Source organism: Kribbella sp. NPDC049174, from assembly GCF_043197365.1.
Lineage (GTDB): Bacteria > Actinomycetota > Actinomycetes > Propionibacteriales > Kribbellaceae > Kribbella.
Genome location: NZ_JBICSZ010000001.1, coordinates 973,166 through 990,014, shown reverse-complemented (window position 1 = coordinate 990,014; position 16,849 = coordinate 973,166). Strand labels below are relative to the sequence as shown.

16 protein-coding genes are annotated in these 16,849 nt (G+C 68.3%); 8 read left to right on the top strand and 8 right to left on the bottom strand.

Annotated elements, in window-relative coordinates:
* Positions 1–25: 25 nt before the first annotated feature.
* Entirely contained in the window at positions 26–877 is an 852-nt protein-coding gene (locus ACGFIF_RS04525) for an FHA domain-containing protein (RefSeq protein WP_393151371.1), read from the bottom strand.
* A gap of 98 nt (positions 878–975) precedes the next feature.
* Here ACGFIF_RS04525 and ACGFIF_RS04520 point away from each other — a divergent pair, with 98 nt between their 5' ends.
* The 4 genes from ACGFIF_RS04520 to ACGFIF_RS04505 all read left to right on the top strand — a co-directional run bounded on the left by ACGFIF_RS04520 (position 976) and on the right by ACGFIF_RS04505 (position 4,025).
* Positions 976–1,719: a type 1 glutamine amidotransferase gene (locus tag ACGFIF_RS04520; RefSeq protein WP_393151369.1), complete on the top strand. Its 744-nt coding sequence runs from the start codon at positions 976–978 to the stop codon at positions 1,717–1,719.
* 18 nt (positions 1,720–1,737) lie between these two features.
* Complete coding sequence (locus ACGFIF_RS04515; RefSeq protein WP_393151367.1) at positions 1,738–2,316, top strand: DUF1707 domain-containing protein; 579 nt, start codon at positions 1,738–1,740, stop codon at positions 2,314–2,316.
* 125 nt (positions 2,317–2,441) lie between these two features.
* Complete coding sequence (locus tag ACGFIF_RS04510) at positions 2,442–3,605, top strand: acyl-CoA dehydrogenase family protein (protein ID WP_393151365.1); 1,164 nt, start codon at positions 2,442–2,444, stop codon at positions 3,603–3,605.
* A gap of 132 nt (positions 3,606–3,737) precedes the next feature.
* Positions 3,738–4,025, top strand: a complete 288-nt coding sequence (locus ACGFIF_RS04505; RefSeq protein ID WP_393151363.1) for a DUF6458 family protein — start codon at positions 3,738–3,740, stop codon at positions 4,023–4,025.
* On the opposite strand, the gene ACGFIF_RS04500 is transcribed toward ACGFIF_RS04505, so the two are convergent.
* On the bottom strand, positions 4,022–4,510 hold the full coding sequence (locus ACGFIF_RS04500; RefSeq protein ID WP_393151361.1) for a GNAT family N-acetyltransferase: 489 nt from the start codon (positions 4,508–4,510) through the stop codon (positions 4,022–4,024). The two genes, ACGFIF_RS04505 and ACGFIF_RS04500, sit on opposite strands and share 4 nt — an antisense overlap.
* A gap of 77 nt (positions 4,511–4,587) precedes the next feature.
* Between ACGFIF_RS04500 and ACGFIF_RS04495 the strand changes: the two genes are divergently transcribed.
* Complete coding sequence (locus ACGFIF_RS04495; protein ID WP_393151359.1) at positions 4,588–4,959, top strand: nuclear transport factor 2 family protein; 372 nt, start codon at positions 4,588–4,590, stop codon at positions 4,957–4,959.
* Between the two features lie 34 nt (positions 4,960–4,993).
* Here ACGFIF_RS04495 and rny read toward each other — a convergent pair whose 3' ends face one another.
* The 3 genes from rny to ACGFIF_RS04480 form a co-directional block, all read right to left on the bottom strand.
* Positions 4,994–6,658 (bottom strand): ribonuclease Y, encoded by a 1,665-nt coding sequence (rny, locus tag ACGFIF_RS04490; protein ID WP_393151357.1) that lies wholly within the window; start codon positions 6,656–6,658, stop codon positions 4,994–4,996.
* A 568-nt stretch (positions 6,659–7,226) separates the two neighbouring features.
* Complete coding sequence (locus tag ACGFIF_RS04485) at positions 7,227–7,841, bottom strand: Rv0909 family putative TA system antitoxin (RefSeq protein ID WP_393151355.1); 615 nt, start codon at positions 7,839–7,841, stop codon at positions 7,227–7,229.
* 174 nt (positions 7,842–8,015) lie between these two features.
* Positions 8,016–10,268: an ATP-binding cassette domain-containing protein gene (locus ACGFIF_RS04480; protein WP_393151353.1), complete on the bottom strand. Its 2,253-nt coding sequence runs from the start codon at positions 10,266–10,268 to the stop codon at positions 8,016–8,018.
* 62 nt (positions 10,269–10,330) lie between these two features.
* Between ACGFIF_RS04480 and ACGFIF_RS04475 the strand changes: the two genes are divergently transcribed.
* Positions 10,331–11,347 carry a helix-turn-helix transcriptional regulator gene (locus ACGFIF_RS04475; RefSeq protein ID WP_393151351.1) on the top strand — a complete coding sequence of 339 codons (1,017 nt, stop codon included), beginning with the start codon at positions 10,331–10,333 and terminating at the stop codon, positions 11,345–11,347.
* A 49-nt stretch (positions 11,348–11,396) separates the two neighbouring features.
* On the opposite strand, the gene ACGFIF_RS04470 is transcribed toward ACGFIF_RS04475, so the two are convergent.
* From ACGFIF_RS04470 to recA, 3 genes are all read right to left on the bottom strand, one after another.
* Complete coding sequence (locus ACGFIF_RS04470) at positions 11,397–11,810, bottom strand: MmcQ/YjbR family DNA-binding protein (RefSeq protein WP_393151349.1); 414 nt, start codon at positions 11,808–11,810, stop codon at positions 11,397–11,399.
* A gap of 508 nt (positions 11,811–12,318) precedes the next feature.
* Positions 12,319–12,813, bottom strand: a complete 495-nt coding sequence (locus tag ACGFIF_RS04465) for a regulatory protein RecX (RefSeq protein WP_393151346.1) — start codon at positions 12,811–12,813, stop codon at positions 12,319–12,321.
* Positions 12,814–14,116: 1,303 nt separating this feature from the next.
* Positions 14,117–15,190 (bottom strand): recombinase RecA, encoded by a 1,074-nt coding sequence (gene recA / locus ACGFIF_RS04460; RefSeq protein WP_393151344.1) that lies wholly within the window; start codon positions 15,188–15,190, stop codon positions 14,117–14,119.
* 249 nt (positions 15,191–15,439) lie between these two features.
* Between recA and ACGFIF_RS04455 the strand changes: the two genes are divergently transcribed.
* Both ACGFIF_RS04455 and ACGFIF_RS04450 read left to right on the top strand, forming a co-directional pair.
* Positions 15,440–16,231, top strand: coding sequence for a hypothetical protein (locus tag ACGFIF_RS04455; protein ID WP_393151342.1), 792 nt, complete (start codon positions 15,440–15,442; stop codon positions 16,229–16,231).
* Positions 16,232–16,270: 39 nt separating this feature from the next.
* Positions 16,271–16,834 (top strand): GrpB family protein, encoded by a 564-nt coding sequence (locus ACGFIF_RS04450; protein WP_393151340.1) that lies wholly within the window; start codon positions 16,271–16,273, stop codon positions 16,832–16,834.
* The last annotated feature ends 15 nt before the right edge of the window (positions 16,835–16,849 follow it).

Genomic DNA, 16,849 nt, shown 5'->3' with positions numbered 1-16,849 from the left:
GCCACCACGAAGCGATTCGGTGTGATCACTCCAGATAGAGGCTGAGGCGGAAGCTTCCGAGGCGGATCTCGTCGCCGTCGCCGACCAGCTGGCGACCGACCCGCACACCGTTGACGAAGGTGCCGTTGGTCGAGCCGAGGTCCCGCAACTCGAAGCTGACTCCGTCGATCCGGAGCAGCTCCGCGTGATGCCGGTCGACCTTCGGATGATCGAGGATCAGGTCGCAGTCAGAGGCTCGCCCGATCAGCACGAGGTCCAGGAGCGGTACGACGTCACCGTCAGGCCCCACCAGCACCGGCTGGGGCGCGGCCTCCGTGACCAAGGCCGACGCCACCTCTGCCACTCCCTCCGTGAAGATCGCCAGCGAGACGATGAGATCGTCTCCGCTGATCAGCCGGAGGTTGTTCTGAGCGCCGTACCCGAGCAGCACGTCCTCGTCGGCGTCGATCACGACTGCGGACACGTGATAGAACCCGGGCGGCAGTTGGGCCGACGCGGCACCGCCCAGCGTGGTGGTCAGCACCAGAGCGTCGAACTCGGGGTGACTGACATCGCTGATGGTGATGAGCACCGGATCGTTGGCCGTCAGGCGAGCCTCGGCACGGGTGTCGCCCGGCACGAACTCCACCGTCAGCAGCGGAGCCGGACTGGCCTGTTGGAGGCCGACCATCCTGTCGACCGCGGGCACGGTCCTGTTCAGGACGAAGAGCGGCTCGTACTGACCAGGTGTGTGCACGAGCATGTCCAGCTGCGGCTGCACCGACCTGTCGTGCCGGGACTTGCGCCGCGCCCCGAGGAACGCGCTCACGACGCCCTTGCCGAAGTTGAAGGCCACGTCCCCGACCGAGGCCGTCACGAACCCACTGATCGGCTCCATCAGCACACCCCCAGCCAACGCCTGCAGTTCAGTATCGCGGAACCGGCACCGCAGTACGGCGGCTCGCGGTGTGCCGTCGTGGTCTACGGTTGACGACTGTGTCTGCAGCTGTCAGCCGCCCGATGACGGTGTTGATCATCGAGAACGATCCCGGCAGTGGTCCGGGCCGCTTGCTCGGCTGGCTGGAGGAGCGGGACTTCACCCCGGTCGTCGTACGCGCCTGGGCCGGAGAGCCGATTCCTTCCGACGTCGACGGCCACTCTGCGCTCCTTCTGCTGGGCGGCGGGATGCTGCCGGACGCCGACGACGCCTCGCCGTGGCTGAAGGCCGAGCGAGAGCTGCTGCGGGCGACGACCGAGCAGGACCGCGTACCGGTGCTGGGAATCTGCCTGGGCGCGCAACTCCTGGCGCACACGTTCGGCGGTGAGGTGCGCGGCAAGTACGGGCTGCCCGAGAAGGGCGTGACCGAGCTTCGCCTGGTGCCCGGCGCCGAGGACGACCCGCTGCTCGCCGGTCTGCCGGCCGTCGTGCGAGCGGTCGAGAGCCATCAGGATCAGATCACCCGGCTGCCGGCCGGGGCGGTGCTGTTGATGTCGAGCGACCGCTGCGCGCACCAGATGCTGCGCATCGGCCGGAGCTGGGGTGTCCAGTTCCACCCCGAGGTCACTGTCGACCGGGTGCGGAGCTGGGATCCCGACCGGCTGCGGTCCTGGGGGTTCGATCCCGCGGAGGTCGTCGCGGCGGCCGAGCGGCATGCGGCCGAGCTGGAGCAGACCTGGTCCGTGGTGATCGGCAGGTTCCTGGACCTGGCCCGCCGCTCCGCGCGGACCCGGTACCCGTAGCGGCGCTACCTTTGGGGAATGAGTCTGGAGCAGCCGCCGCCCGGTCATCGGGCCTCTGACAACGACCGCGAGCGTGCCGCCGCCGTGGTCCAGGAAGCACACAGCGACGGGCGGCTGGATTTCCAGGAGCTGGACGAGCGGCTGACCCAGATCTACTCGGCCAAGACCCAGCTCGAGCTGCGGAACGCGACGGCCGACCTGGTGCCGGTTCGCTCCGGTAGCAACCGGGCCGAGATCGTGATCAAGGCCGCGCACAGTTCGCAGAAGCGCGAAGGGGCCTGGCAGGTGCCGGAGCGCGTGGTGACGCAGGTGAAGCACTCGTCGGTGCGGCTCGACTTCACCGACGCAGTGGTCCACTGGCCCGAGGTGAACGTGCAGGCCGACATCCAGCACAGCTCGATCGTGATGATCGTCCCGCCGGGCTGGTCGGTCACCATCGACGACGTGGACCTGCACGGCAGCTCCGCGAAGAACAAAGCCACGGCCGCCGCTCCGAACGGCGTCCACCTCTACGTCACCGGCCGCGCCCGGCACAGCTCGCTCACCATCCGCCACCCGCGCAAGCGGCACTGGTGGTGGCCCTGGTACCGGAAGTGAGCGAGCGAAGCGAGTGAACCAAACAACACAGCATCCCTCGGATCGCTTGGATGGCGAGCGAAGCGAGCAGTCCAAGTGATCTGTGCCGCTCCGGGATACCCGCCGTACCGGCTAGCGTGAGCCCTATGACCGCTTCGCTGGATCTTGTGGACGTGGACTCGCTGTTGACCGAGGAGGAGGTCGACGTACGGGCGACTGCCCGGCGGTTCGCGGATGAGCGGCTGCGGCCGTCGCTGCCCGAGTGGTTCGAGTCCGCGAGTATTCCGGCGCGGGAGCTGGCGAAGGAGCTGGGTGCGCTCGGCTTCCTCGGCATGCATCTGACCGGGTACGGCTGCGCCGGCCTCGGTCCGGTCGCGTACGGGCTGGCCTGTCTGGAGATCGAGGCGGCCGACTCCGGGATGCGTTCGCTGGTGTCGGTGCAGGGGTCGCTGGCCATGTACGCGATCTGGAAGTACGGCAGCGAGGAGCAGAAGACCGAGTGGCTGCCGCGGATGTCGGCCGGCGAGGCGATCGGCTGCTTCGGCCTGACCGAGCCGGACTTCGGCTCGAACCCCGCCGGGATGCGCACCAACGCCCGGCGCGACGGCGACGACTGGGTGCTGAACGGTTCGAAGATGTGGATCACCAACGGCTCGGTGGCCGACGTCGCGGTGGTCTGGGCCCGGACCGACGAGGGTGTGCGCGGCTTCGTCGTACCGACCTCGACGCCTGGTTTCACGGCACCGGAGATCACCGGGAAGCTGTCGTTGCGCGCGTCGGTCACGTCCGAGCTGGTGCTGGACGACGTACGGCTGCCGGCGTCGGCCCTGTTGCCCGAGGCCCGTGGTCTGTCCGGTCCGCTCGGCTGCCTGAACGAGGCCCGGTTCGGCATCATCTTCGGCGCGATGGGTGCGGCCCGCGACTGCCTGGAGACGGCGCTCACGTACGCCGGCGAGCGGACGGTCTTCGACAAGCCGCTGTCCGGCTACCAGCTGACCCAGGCCAAGATCGCCGACATGGCGGTCGAGCTGAACAAGGGCATCCTGCTCGCCGTCCACCTCGGCCGGCTGAAGGAGAAGGGGACGCTGCGTCCCGAGCAGGTCAGCGTCGGCAAGCTCAACAACGTCCGTGAGGCGATCGCCATCGCGCGCGAGTGCCGGACGATCCTGGCCGCGAACGGGATCAGCGGCGAGTACCCGATCATGCGGCACGCCAACAACCTCGAGTCCGTCCTCACCTACGAGGGCACCTCCGAGGTCCACCAGCTGGTCATCGGCCAGGCTCTCACCGGCCAGGCCGCCTTCCGCTGACCGGAGTGCATGGCGATTCGCGGTTTGGGTACCGTGAGTGAGCGGGGACTACACAATGTCATCCTGACACCCCGCAGTGTCGTCGCTGTGTCGTCTCCGCCCGCGGCGCTCGCACGCCAGGAAGGAGCAATCATGAGGATCGGTGCCGGGATCGCGCTGATCGCCATCGGTGCCATCATCGCTTTCGCCGTCCGGGACACGTCCGACTGGCTGAACCTGACCGCGCTGGGCATCATCATCATGCTCGCCGGCGTCGCCGGCATCTGGGTCTCCTACCGGCTCGCCAACCCGCACAAGCGGGACGATTTCACCGTCATCGACCCGGCGGTCGAGAAGCAGTACAACACCGACCCGCCGGAGCAGGTGGCCACCAAGCCGATCGACGTGACGCCGACGCACCTGCGCGAACGCAAGGACTAGCTCAACGGCTTGAGCAGGTAGTCGCAGCGGTCCTCGTGCGAGTGGACGATGTTGCCGTCGGCATCTTGTTCGGTCCAGGTGTCGATCACCTGGGCGCCGTCCCACGGCTGGTAGCCGAGACGCTCGTACAGCCTGCGGGCGACGTGGTTGTCGGGACCGACGGCCAGGCCGATCGCCGGCCGCGACCAGTCCGCCGCGATCGTTTCGGCTGCGTTGATGATCGCCGTACCGACGCCCTGCTTCGGAACGTAGGCGTGCAGTGCGTTGATCTCGGCGACCTCGTGCGCGGCGCGGACCTCGGCGTACTTCGAGTGCTTGAACAGCATCGTGTGGCCGACGATCTCGCCGTCGCGGTGAGCGAGCAGGAACAGGCCGTCACCTCGTTGCTGGGTCTCCCAGCGCTCGCGGAGGTGATGCCGGGCGGCGGGCTCGGCCAGGGCGATCAGCCTGTCGAGGTCGGCTTGGGTGGCTGGCCTGATGTCCATCGTCCGACCGTACGACGCTCGCGCGGTGACCGCACCGGCTTTAAGGCTGGCTGAAGAGTCCGGCGGACGGTGGCGTCATGGACCGGAATCGGGAGTTGCTGGAGCGGTTGTGGCCGATGGAGGGCCAGTTGGCGCTGTCGGCCGAGGCGGAACACGAAATGCGCGCGGAGGACTACGTCCTGGAGATGCCACAGTCCGGTGAGCGCCTCGTCGGGCGGGACCGGATGTGGGCGATGCAACAGGAGTACCCGAATCCGCCGTCGATCCAGATCCTGCGCATCACCGGCGCGGGCGACCACTTCGTCGTCCTGGGCCGCTCGGACTACAGCGGCGACATCTACTACGTCGCGAACATCGTGGAGTTCCGCGACGGGCGGATCGCGCGCGAGACCCGGATCTACGGCGCGCCGTTCGATCCGCCGGAGTGGCGGGCGAAGTACGCCGACTGAGCCAAGTGCCTGGTCCCGGCCGGCGTACCTCGGTCTACTTGGCTACCTCGGTGGCGCGGGACTCGCGGACGACGGTGACGCGGATCTGGCCGGGGTAGGTGAGCTCCTCCTCGACCTGCTTGGCGATATCGCGTGCCATCACTTGTGCGCCGATGTCGTCGACGGCGTCCGGCAGCACCATCACCCGGATCTCGCGCCCGGCCTGCATCGCGAACACCTTCTCCACCCCGTCGTGGTGCATCGCGATCTCCTCCAGGCGCTCGAGCCGCTGCACGTACGCCTCCAGCGACTCCCGCCGCGCACCCGGCCGGCCGCCGCTCACCGCGTCCGCCGCCTGGGTCAGCACCGCCTCGACCGTCCGCACCTCGACCTCGTTGTGGTGCGCCTCGATGCAGTGCACGACGTCGTCGTTCTCGCCCCACTTCCGGGCCAGCTCCGCGCCGACGATCGCGTGACTGCCCTCGGACTCGTGCGTCAGCGCCTTGCCGATGTCGTGCAGGAACGCACCGCGCTTGCACAGCTTCGGATCCAGCCCGAGCTCGGCCGCCATCATCCCCGCGATGTGCGCCGATTCGATCAGGTGCTTCAGCACGTTCTGCCCGTACGACGTCCGGTACCGCAGCAGCCCCATCGTCCGGGCCAACTCCGGGTGCAGGTCGGTGATCCCGACCTCGGCCATCGCGTCCTCGGCAGCGCGCTCACACAACTCGGCGACCTCACCCTTGCTGCGTTCGTAGATCTCCTCGATCCGGCTCGGGTGGATCCGGCCGTCGAGTACCAGCGAATCCAGGGTCAACCGCGCGGTTTCCCGCCGTACCGGATCGAAGCAGGACAGCAGCACCGCTTCCGGAGTGTCGTCGATGATCAGGTTGACCCCGGTGGTCTGCTCGAACGACCGGATGTTGCGGCCCTCGCGGCCGATGATCCGGCCCTTCATGTCGTCACTCGGCAGGTGCACCACCGACACGACGGACTCGCTGGTCTGCTCCGACGCCAGCCGCTGGACCGCACCGGTGATGATCTTGCGGGCCTTCGTCTCACCCTCGTCCAGCGCCTGCCGCTCGATGTCGCGGACGATCGTGTGCGCGTGCCGCTTCGCCTCCGTCTCGATCGCCGCGACCAGCTCGCTCCTGGCCTGCTCGGTGGTCAGGTTCGCGACGCCCTCCAGGATCCGGCGACGCTCGTCCTCGAGGTCGCGGATCTCGGCCTTGCGGCGGTCCAGCTCGGCCAGGTGCGCGGTCAGCTCGGTCTGGCGTTCCTCGATCGTGCGGTGCTGCTCGTCGAGCCGCTCCTCACGCTCGGTCAGGCGGTGCTCACGGCGTTCCATCTCCAGGCGCTGCTCGCGCAGATCGTCCCGGATCGACTGCGCCTCGGACTCCGCTTCCCGCCGTACGTCGGATGCCCGCTGCTCGGCCTCGCGCCGCACCTCGATGGCCCGGTCCTCCGCGGCGCGGCGGATCTCCTCGGCCCGCTGCTCGGCGGCCTCGGCCCGGACCCGCAGGACGGCGGCTTCCTCCTCGGCCTGGCGACGTACCGACTCCGCCGCCGACTTCGCGCCGGCGGTGATGGCGGCGGCCTCGAGCTCGGCGGCCGCCGAACCCTCGGCGGCTTTTCGGCGGGAGAGGGTGAACCCGATCCAGGCCAGCAACCCGGCGATCAGCAGTCCGATCAGAGACAGCCCGACTGACGTCGCAGTCATCGGCGTCTCCCCTCTTTCGAGTCACGCACCAGGCGGGACTTTGTGGTCGGTCGAAGGGATTCGCCACATGTACGGTCGACTGACGGTACGGCTGACCGCACCACCGGCGTACGGCGGTGCGCTTGTCCGTACCGTTGCGGTACCGCTTCGGCGACCGGGCGGCCCCTGGGTGCTCCTCACCCAGACACGGTGTTCATGGCCGCCACCGTCGAACCGCGGTGCCGTCTATTCGACGGCGCTGCGAGTCGCCGTCGTCAGTCCTTCAGCTCGGTCGAGCGTGGTGTCGTGTCTTCTCTCCGGCCGGTCGGCCGGTGATCAACCGACCTGCCGGTGCTATACCCGCCACCGTCAGGTGGAGTGATCCCTTACTGATTCCGAGGCTAGGCGTGCCCCACCACCCGGTCAAGACGGACACTCCCACCCCGCCCCACCATCACCGAAGGCACCGAAACCAACGACCTCCGTCATCCTGCGACCCCGTCGCACAACAAACCAGCACTCTCGCTGGTCTACTCCGGAACGCTGGCCCGCGCGTGTGCGGGGTACCTCGGTTGTGCTGCAGGTCTGGCTACCCGCGTGGGCCGGGGAGGCCTTCGTCGGACTCGGTGCTGTCGGTCTGGCCGCTGTCGGTGCCGTTGGTCTGGCCGGTGACGGTGCTGCCGGTCTGGGTGCCCTCGGGGCGTGAGCCGGCCGAGCTCGCCGGCTCGGTCGACGGGTCAGGCAGGTCTCCGCCCACGACTCCCCCGCCGCCAGCTTCAGGATCGCCGCCACCACCGGGCTCAGCGACACCGCCGGCTTCACTCCCGGTTTGTCCCTCAGCTCGATCGTCGGCGGCGCCGGGCTCACCCTCTGCGCTCGCGCTGCCGGCGTCAGCGCCGGACGCCTGTGGTTCCTCGGCCCGCGCCTCTCCGTCACCACCCTGCTGCTCCGCGGTCGCCTCTCCCCCGGCACTCGCCTCGGTGGTGGACTCGGTCGGAGGCTGGGCGGGCGAGGTCTCGGCGGACTGTGAATCGACGTACCCGCCGACCTTCTGCTGTACGGCGTCGACCTTCTCCGCGTACTTGCCACCCGTCTGCTTGTCGATCAGGTCGCCGGCTTTCTCCACGCCGGCCTTGATCTTGTCCGGGTTCTGCTTGACGACGTTCCGGAGCCAGTTCTTCGCCTGTTCCTGGAAATCGCTCATTGCACCCTCCGCGGTGTCAGGGGCGGATCGACCGAAAGTCCCAGCCTACGGACCAGTCCAAACACCGGCCCTCTTCGGATGACACACCGTCAACCCCCACCCGTCAACGCCCCTCGCCGCCCGCGCTCCCACCGATTCCCCCACCCCGCCCGATCCCACCCCTTCAACTGCGGCTCAGCGGGTGGCGGTCAGGGCTGTGTTGGTGGGGGTCGCTGGATGCGTGTAGTCGGCGGGGCGGCCCTCGTACAGGATGGTGCCGCCATGGCGGCCGGGGCCTGGGCCGAGGTCGATCAGCCAGTCGGCTTGGCGGATGACGTCGAGGTTGTGTTCGACCACGACGACGGTGTGGCCGTGGTCGACGAGGCGGTCGAGCACGTGCAGCAGCATGTCGATGTCACTCAGGTGCAATCCGGTCGTCGGCTCGTCCAGCACGTACGTGGTCGGCTCATCCATCGGCCGAAGCTCCTTGGCGATCTTCACCCGCTGGCACTCACCACCCGACAGCGTGTTCAGCGACTGCCCCAGCCGCAGATACCCCAGCCCAACCGCCGCCAACTGATGCAGAGCCCGCGAGATGCCCGCGTCGGGCAGTCGGTTGGTGGCTTCGTCGATGGTGAGTTCGTCGACGTCGGCAATGGAGAGGCCGTTCACCTTGTGCGCGAGGATCTCCGGGGTGAAGCGACGCCCGTGACACGTTTCGCAGACAACTTCCTGCCCGTCCATGAACGCGAGGTCGGTGTAGATGACTCCCAACCCCTTGCAGTCAGGGCAGGCCCCCGCCGAGTTGGCACTGAACAGAGCAGCGGGTACGTCGTTGTGCCGCGCAAACACCTTGCGAACCGCCGGAGCGATGCCGGTGTACGTGATCGGCGTCGACCGGCGGTTGGTACTCACCGGCTTCTGGTCGATCACCACCGCGGAGTGCTGCGCCACCAACTCCTCCGCCAGGCTGGACTTACCAGAACCGGCCACACCGGTCAGCACACTCATCACACCCGTCGGAAAGCTCACGGTGACGTTCTGCAGGTTGTTGCGGCTGGCATCCACCACAGTCAGCTTCCCGTTGCCACGACGTACCGAAGCCTTGAAGGGCCGCTGCCGAGCCAACGCCCGTCCGGTCGACGTACCGGCGTCGCGAAGCTCCGCGAACGTCCCTTGGAACACCAGCCGTCCACCGGCATTCCCCGCCTCAGGACCCACTTCGACGATCTGGTCCGCGTGGGCCATCACGGCAGGGTCATGCTCAACGACCAGCACGCTGTTGCCGCTGTCGCGAAGCCGTTCCAGCAGTTCGATCATCGACTCGACATCGGTCGGATGCAGCCCGACGGTCGGCTCGTCCACGACGTACGTCATCTCGGTGAGACTCGACCCGAGATGCTTCACCGTCTTGATCCGTTGCGACTCACCACCGGACAAGGTGGTCGTTGCCCGAGACAACGTCAGGTACCCGAGCCCGATCGTGACCATCGCCTCCAGCCGCGCGATCAACGCAGCCACCACCGGTACGACGCCCGCCGCGTCGACCGTGCGTACGACGTCGACTAGTTCGGTGATCTCGAGTCGCGACAGTTCACCGATCGTGTGACCGAGTACGGTCACCGTCCGCGCCGCCTGGTTGAGACGATCGCCGGCGCAGTCCGAACAGGTCTCGGAGCGGGTGAACTTGCGAATGGCCTCCTGCTTCCGTTCGGACAGGTTGTCCGAGGTGTGCAGGTAGATGCGCTCGAAGCGTTCGACGACCCCCTCGTACTCCTTCGGGAGCTTCCGGCCCAGGTCGGCTGCCGCTTGGCCGCCGTACAGCAAGGCCTGACGCTCAGGCTCGGTCCACTCCCGCAATGGGGTGTCGACGTCGAAGGTGCCGATATCGGCGTACTGGGCATGCCAATAGCCGCCGTTGCCGAATCCCGGCAGCAGGATCGCACCGTCGCCGAGCGATTTATCCAGGTCCAGGAACTGTTCGACCGCGCTCACGACCACCTCCCCAAGCCCGGAGCAGGTCGGGCACATGCCGACGGGATCGTTGAAGGAGAAGTGGTTCGCCTCCCCGACGTACGGCTCGCTGAGGCGGGAGAACAGCAACCGCAAGTAGGTCCAGGCGTCGGTGATCGTGCCGACGGTCGAGCGGGCGTTGCCGCCGATCCGGCGCTGGTCGATGACGATCACGGGCGTCAGGCCGCCGATGTGTTCGACCTCCGGGCGCGTCCACTTCGGCAGCCGGTTCCGGGCGAACGGCGGGAAGGTCTCGTTGAGTTGATAGCCCGCCTCCGCGGCGATCGTGTCGAACACCAGCGACGACTTGCCCGAACCGGATCTGCCGACGAACACGACCAGTTGGTTCCGCGGGATGTCGAGGTCCAGGTCGGCCAGGTTGTTCGTCCGGGCTCGGCGCAGGGTGATGGTTCGCTGTGTCAGTCGGTGGGTCATGCGTACGACGCTATGAGCAGATGTGGCCGGATTCTGGCCGGATTTACTGCGATGATCGGGTCATGGCCGATGTCACCGCACGCATGCTGGCGCTGCTGTCGACCTTGCAGTCAGGTCGGTCGTTCAGCGGCGACGAGTTGACCCGACGGCTCGGCGTCAGTCCACGGACCCTGCGCCGGGACGTCGACCGGCTGCGTGGTTACGGCTACCCGGTCGAGACGCAACCCGGCCCCGGCGGCTACTACCGCCTCGCCGCCGGCCGCACCATGCCGCCCCTAGTCCTGGACGACGACGAGGCCGTCGCAACCCTCCTAGCCCTGGCATCCCTCGCCGCAGTCGGACCAACTGCAGTCGAATCCGCCGCGGGCGGACCCGCCGAAGCCGGACCTGCCGCGGTCGGGGCGTCGGGCGAAGGCGGCATCGGCGACGCCGCGACGCGTGCCTACGGCAAGGTGGATCAGTTTCTGCCGGCTCGGCTTCGGGGGCGGGCGGTGTCGGTTCGCTCCAGCCTGGAGACCAGCCCTCAACCGGCCCCGAGCGTGACCGCCGAACAACTCGGTCTGATCGCCGAGGCAATCGCCGCCCAGGAAACGATCTCCTTCAGCTACCAGAACGCTCGCCGCGAACGAGCCCTCCGGCGGGTAGAGCCCTATCGGCAGGTCCACCACCTGCTCCGGTGGTACCTGCTCGCCTGGGACCTCGAGCGCGAGGACTGGCGCGTATTCCGCCTCGACCGCATGACCGACCTACTCCGCAGCGGCTCCCGCTACGAGCCACGTCCACTCCCCGCCGAGTCAGCCTCCGACTACCTGCGCCAAGGCCTCAACCGCCACAAGCAAACGGTCAGCCTCGTGGTCGACGCACCCGCGGCAGCCGTCATGGACGCACTCCGCTACCAGGACGCCGAGATCCAAGCCGTCGACGACCACCGAACCAACGTCACCCTCGCCCTCGACTCCTGGCAGTGGCTGATCCTCAACCTCGCGTTCCTGAAGGCAGATTTCCGCATCACCGAAGGCGAACCCTTCACCACCGACTGCCGAACCTTCGCCCACCGCCTCCTCAACGCCACCACCTGACGTCATCACGGCTGAACTCGGCGCCGACGTACGAGTCCCGCTCGATCGATCAGCCCGGACGCCCTGGCGCTTGCTCGCCGTCGAGATGCGCCTTCGCCAACTGTGGCGGCGCAAAGACGAGCCAGCCATCAACAAGCGCTTCCCTCAGCACAGGCTCCGAGACCTTGTCGAGCTCGATCAGTACGGCCGCATAGTTGTCGAAATGCGGGATCGTAAAGAACCCATCTCCCGCCCGTGCTGCCAGCACCGCTTCCTTCTCCGCGAGATCCTCCACCCGGATCGCCAGAATCGGACCCTCCGGCGGAGTTTCATCCCCGAATCGCCTCAAATCCGCCTTGCTGAACGGCCGTTCCCACGCGTACGCCTTACCCCCAACCGCCCAAGTCCGGTTCCCATGCCGCGCCGTCTCCACAGTCTCCGGCAACCCCCCAACCAGCCGCTCCACATCGTCGTACGTCGCCATGCCCGCCACGCTACTGCGCCCCCACAGCCCGGTCGAGCAAGAAGGCAGCCCCGCTGCGCACGCCGACGGTCTGCACCCCGAGCGAGACACCGACGCATGAGCGAGTCACCACGTCAACGCCGCATCGGAACTCCACCCGCACCCACGCGAGCCCACCACGCCAACCGCCACACCCGAACCCAGCCCAGCCACGCGAGCCCACAGCCGTACCGGAGCCTCAGCCCCAGCCGCGCGAGACCAGCGGTGTACCGCCGACCGCTGTCACGTGAGATCTGGCGGAGTTTGAGCAGGCATCCCGTAAGGAGTCCCGGTCGTAGCCCGCGCCGTACCTCCAGGAACCAAGCGCGACCCCACGAACCATCTGCCGTCGGCCAAGTCGATCGGCTCCGCCGGCTGCCTTCCCCGGGGTGTCAGGTCCGCACCGACTCATCCACCACGTCGTCCGGAGGTAGGAGTCGGACTCATCTGGCTGGGCATTGGTTGGGCAAGGCAACCACGTACCGAGGGGTCAGTCGGGTTCGAGGCCGGAGGGGTCGAGGAGGGGGAGTTCTTCGTGGCTGGCGGAGAGTTCTTGTTTGACGACGGTCATGGCGACTCCGCCGGGGTAACCCTTGCGGGCGAGCATGCCGAGGAGCCGGCGCATCGCCACCTCGCGATCCAGCGAGCGCATGGACCGAAGCTTGCGGCGTACCAGAGCGCGGGCCGTCTCCTCTTCCTGCTCCGGCTCCAGCTCATCCAGCGCGTCGCGGGCCAACTGATCGTCCACGCCTCGGCGCCGGAGTTCTTGGGCCAGCGCTCGCTTGCCGAGACCGCGCCCACGATGGCGAGACTCGACCCACGCGGTGGCGAACGCGGCATCATCGATCAAGCCGACCTCGGTGAACCGATCGAGCACCTCGTCAGCGACCTCATCCGGAATCTCCCGCTCAGCCAGCAGACCAGCCAACTCAGCACGCGTCCGGGGCTGCCCCGTCAACTTGTCCAGCAGGATCGTCCGAGCCACCGAATGCGGATCCGCCTCCCCATCCAACGCAGGATCCGCCGCCCCCTCCGGCCCGTCGCCCGAACGCTTCCTCCCCCGCCGAGACCCCCCACCGCCAAACTCCCGCCGCCGCACCACCGCACGCTGACTACGACCCCCGCCCCCACCACGACCCCCAGCTACAGCCCCACCACGAGCCCCGGCGTCAACCTCACCACGAGCGTCGGCTTCAACCCCACCAGAAGGCCCGGCCTCAGCCCCACCACGAGTCTCGGGCAGAGCCCCAGTCCCGCTCTCGGGCACACCCTCAGCCCGGGTCTCGGGCACAGCCGCAGCCGCACTCCAACCGGCAGATCCGCCATCCCTGGCGGAATCTGCACTGTCCTCGGCTCCAATGGCGGCATCTTCACCCGAAGCATCGTTGCGCGGGCGTCGCGCACCAGCGGCAGTGTCGGCGGGCGGACCAACTGCCTGGCTGGTCGTGTCCGCGCCACGGCGTCGCTCAGGTATAGCGGGAGCCTGCTGCTGGTGTTGTGAGCTGTCATTCAGCACGCCGTCGAGATCTGCCCGAGTGACGGGCTTACTGACCGAATGAGAACCCCGGGCCCGGCTCGGGGTCGGCGCGTCCTCGGCCGCGAAGGCTTTCGCAGCGGCCAACGCATCGTCGGACCCCGCAGTACGCCGGCTTCCACCGGCACCGCTCCCAGATTCCGACGGACCATCGGGCGCAACGTCTTCGGCTTCTCCCCAGGGATCCGCGGTCGCCGGCCGCTGCCTGCGTCCACCGGTACGGCGGCCCGCGCTGCCCGACTCCGACGAGTCGACGGACGCGGCATCGTCAGCGTCGCCCCACGGATCCCTGATCGCCGGCTTCTTCCGACCTGCACCAGTACGGCGGCGAGCCTGCCCCTGCTCGGGCGAGTCGTCCTCTGCCCATGGATCCGGAGTCCCTGGGGTCTGCCGAATCCTGCCGACGCGAACGCCCGCCGGGCTCGACTCCGAGGGCTCGTCGGCAGCGACGCCTTCTGCCCAGGGGTCGTCAATGCGGCCGGTCCTGCCGCCGGCACGGCGGGGTGGCCTGGAGCTCGACAGATCCTCGGGTACGGCGTCACCCGCGTCCGCCTGTGGATCGGCAGCGGCGCGTGTAGGCCGGGTGCTTGGTCGCCGACGCGAGTTGGCCCCAGACTCCGGAGAGCCGCGGGACCCCTCGGCTATGAGGGCTCGGGCCAGTGCCAGACGGTCGGCATGAGGTAGGGATAGAGCCTCGGGGGCAGCGTCCCCGGCAGATAAAGGCCGAGGAGCGCTGCCGTCCGAAGTGGGTCGATCAGAAGTCGACATCGACCTCGGCCGTGGCGGCCTCGTCGGCCGGCTGGTCCACCGCCGCTCCGATGCCCATCTTCTCCTTGATCTTCTTCTCCAGCTCGTTGGCCAGATCGGGGTTGTCGCGCAGGAAGTTCCGCGCGTTCTCCCGGCCCTGGCCGAGCTGGTCGCTCTCGTAGGTGAACCAGGCACCGGCCTTGCGGACGAAGCCCTGCTCCACACCGAGGTCCAGCAGGCTGCCCTCGCGGCTGATGCCCTGGCCGTAGATGATGTCGAACTCGGCCTGCTTGAACGGCGGGGCCACCTTGTTCTTCACGACCTTGACCCGGGTCCGGTTGCCGACGAAGTCGGTGCCGTCCTTGAGCGACTCGATCCGGCGCACGTCCAGCCGGACCGAGGCGTAGAACTTCAGCGCCCGGCCACCGGTCGTGGTCTCCGGCGAGCCGAACATGACGCCGATCTTCTCGCGCAGCTGGTTGATGAAGATCGCCGTCGTCCCGGTGCCGTTGACCGCACCGGTCATCTTCCGCAGCGCCTGGCTCATCAGCCGGGCCTGCAGACCGACGTGGCTGTCACCCATCTCGCCCTCGATCTCGGCCCGCGGCACCAGCGCGGCCACCGAGTCGATCACGACGATGTCGATCGCGCCGGAGCGGACCAGCATGTCGGCGATCTCCAGGGCCTGCTCACCGGAGTCCGGCTGCGAGACCAGCAGCGCGTCGGTGTCGACACCCAGCTTCCGCGCGTAGTCCGGGTCGAGCGCGTGCTCGGCGTCGATGAAGGCCGCGATCCCGCCGGCCCGCTGGGCGTTCGCCACCGCGTGCAGGGCGACCGTCGTCTTACCCGAGGACTCCGGTCCGTAGATCTCCACCACCCGGCCACGCGGCAGACCGCCGATCCCGAGCGCGACGTCGAGCGCGATCGACCCGGTCGGGATGACCTCGATCGGGGCCCTGCCCTGCTCGCCCAGCCGCATCACCGCACCCTTGCCACACTGCCGCTCGATCTGCGTCAGCGCGGTCGCCAGCGCCTTCTCCCGATCCGCCACCGCGCGTTCCGCACTCGCTGCACCAGCCATGTGACTGCCACCTGACCCATCTACGTATCGGGGCCGCTGTCACAGCCGCCCGAAGGATTTCCTTGTCGCCAGAGAAGGTACGGGTTAGGTCGGACAGTTTTCGTCGCCACTTCGAAGCTGTGGACAAACTCGGCCGTCCGGCGCACCTTCAGGAAACCAAACTATCCCGAACAGGTGTTCGAATCGCAACTGACACGCCGAAGTTGCCTCCGCAACGATCCTGAACCGCCGAGTCCCTACCCTGACGGCGTGACAGACCGTCCAGACATCCCCGACTCCGCCGTCATCCTCGCGCTCAGCCGGGTCGAGTTCGGCATCGACTCCGTGCTCGACGCGCTCCGCAGCCAGGACCCGTTCGGCATTCGCAGCATCCTCACCGACTACTCCGCCCAGGAGCAACCGAACCTGGCCGAGAAGGGTCTGATCCTGGCGATCGACCGGCTGCTGAAGATGAAGGTGCCGGGACACACCGAGTGGCCGGCGCTGCCACTGGCGAAGCGCTGCGACTGGTGGGTGGAGCGGCTCGGCGGGTTCGCCGCCGTGGTCGCGGGCCTCCCCCGCATCAGCGGCGCGGCCGCCGACTACCTGCCGCTCAAGGACACCCTCGGCGCCTCGGTGCAGGCCATGGTGATCGGTGCGGTCTGCCGCGAGTACGGCGTCGAGGCGCATGCCGACCGTACGGCGGTCATCGCACGCGTACTCACCGGCCGCCCGATCACACCGGACGAAGTACTCAAGTACGACGACCCGACCTCGGCCGGCGAGGACGTCGCCAAGCAACTAGGGCTCGGAGACGAGTCGAACGAGGCAGGACTGCGCAGGGGCATCCGGTTGGTCTGGCGGATCAGCAGGCTGCTCGGCGGACTCGGCGACGTGTTCGAGGATCGCCCGCGCGGCAGTATCGGCGCCAGGTTCATCGGCCGGCTCCCCGCCGTCGGAGTGGTCGGGGGCTACTTCGACGAACGTAAGGGCATTCGCAAAGCGGCGTACGCGGCCGCAGACCTCCTCGCGAGCAGCGCCTTCCGGGTGAAGCCCATCTAGAGGCTGCGGGCAGAGGCCCGGTGCTGGGATGATCTCGGCATGACTGGGATCGTCATCGTGAGGGCGGACGAGAGTTGGCCGGCGCAGTACGACAAGATCGCACACGCGGTGAGCAACCTGCTCGGAGAGGTGGCGCAGCGGATCGACCACATCGGGTCGACGTCCGTCCCGGGGCTGGCGGCCAAGGACGTCCTGGACATACAGGTGACGGTCGCGTCGGAGCCTGAGCTGGACGACGTGGTGGAGCGGATGGCCGCGGCGGACTGGGAGGTCCGGCCGCCCAGACGGGACCACCCGGTGCCCGGTCTGCCCACCGACGATGTGCAATGGGTCAAGCGCCTGCTCGTCGAGCCGATGTACAGGCGACGGGTGAACCTGCACGTCCGCGTCGCCGGACGGGCCAACCAGCGCTATGCCCTGCTGTTCCGGGACTACCTGCGCAGCCACCCGGAGACTGCGGCCGCGTACGGCGAGTTCAAGCGCCGGGCAGCAGCGCTGCCGATCGAGTCCGTCGGGGACTACGCCGACCTGAAAGACCCGGTCTGCGACCTCATCTACCTGCCCGCGGAAGAGTGGGCCGCTCGCACCGACTGGACTCCCTGACCAATCGGGCAAGGG

Excerpts from the sequence above, each read along its gene's own strand:
- ACGFIF_RS04525 (WP_393151371.1), bottom strand. The coding sequence starts at position 877 with ATGGAGCCGATCAGTGGGTTCGTGACGGCCTCGGTCGGGGACGTGGCC.
- ACGFIF_RS04515 (WP_393151367.1), top strand. The coding sequence starts at position 1,738 with ATGAGTCTGGAGCAGCCGCCGCCCGGTCATCGGGCCTCTGACAACGAC.
- ACGFIF_RS04510 (WP_393151365.1), top strand. The coding sequence starts at position 2,442 with ATGACCGCTTCGCTGGATCTTGTGGACGTGGACTCGCTGTTGACCGAG.
- ACGFIF_RS04505 (WP_393151363.1), top strand. The coding sequence starts at position 3,738 with ATGAGGATCGGTGCCGGGATCGCGCTGATCGCCATCGGTGCCATCATC.
- ACGFIF_RS04500 (WP_393151361.1), bottom strand. The coding sequence starts at position 4,510 with ATGGACATCAGGCCAGCCACCCAAGCCGACCTCGACAGGCTGATCGCC.
- ACGFIF_RS04495 (WP_393151359.1), top strand. The coding sequence starts at position 4,588 with ATGGACCGGAATCGGGAGTTGCTGGAGCGGTTGTGGCCGATGGAGGGC.
- rny (WP_393151357.1), bottom strand. The coding sequence starts at position 6,658 with ATGACTGCGACGTCAGTCGGGCTGTCTCTGATCGGACTGCTGATCGCC.
- ACGFIF_RS04485 (WP_393151355.1), bottom strand. The coding sequence starts at position 7,841 with ATGAGCGATTTCCAGGAACAGGCGAAGAACTGGCTCCGGAACGTCGTC.
- ACGFIF_RS04480 (WP_393151353.1), bottom strand. The coding sequence starts at position 10,268 with ATGACCCACCGACTGACACAGCGAACCATCACCCTGCGCCGAGCCCGG.
- ACGFIF_RS04475 (WP_393151351.1), top strand. The coding sequence starts at position 10,331 with ATGGCCGATGTCACCGCACGCATGCTGGCGCTGCTGTCGACCTTGCAG.
- ACGFIF_RS04470 (WP_393151349.1), bottom strand. The coding sequence starts at position 11,810 with ATGGCGACGTACGACGATGTGGAGCGGCTGGTTGGGGGGTTGCCGGAG.
- recA (WP_393151344.1), bottom strand. The coding sequence starts at position 15,190 with ATGGCTGGTGCAGCGAGTGCGGAACGCGCGGTGGCGGATCGGGAGAAG.
- ACGFIF_RS04450 (WP_393151340.1), top strand. The coding sequence starts at position 16,271 with ATGACTGGGATCGTCATCGTGAGGGCGGACGAGAGTTGGCCGGCGCAG.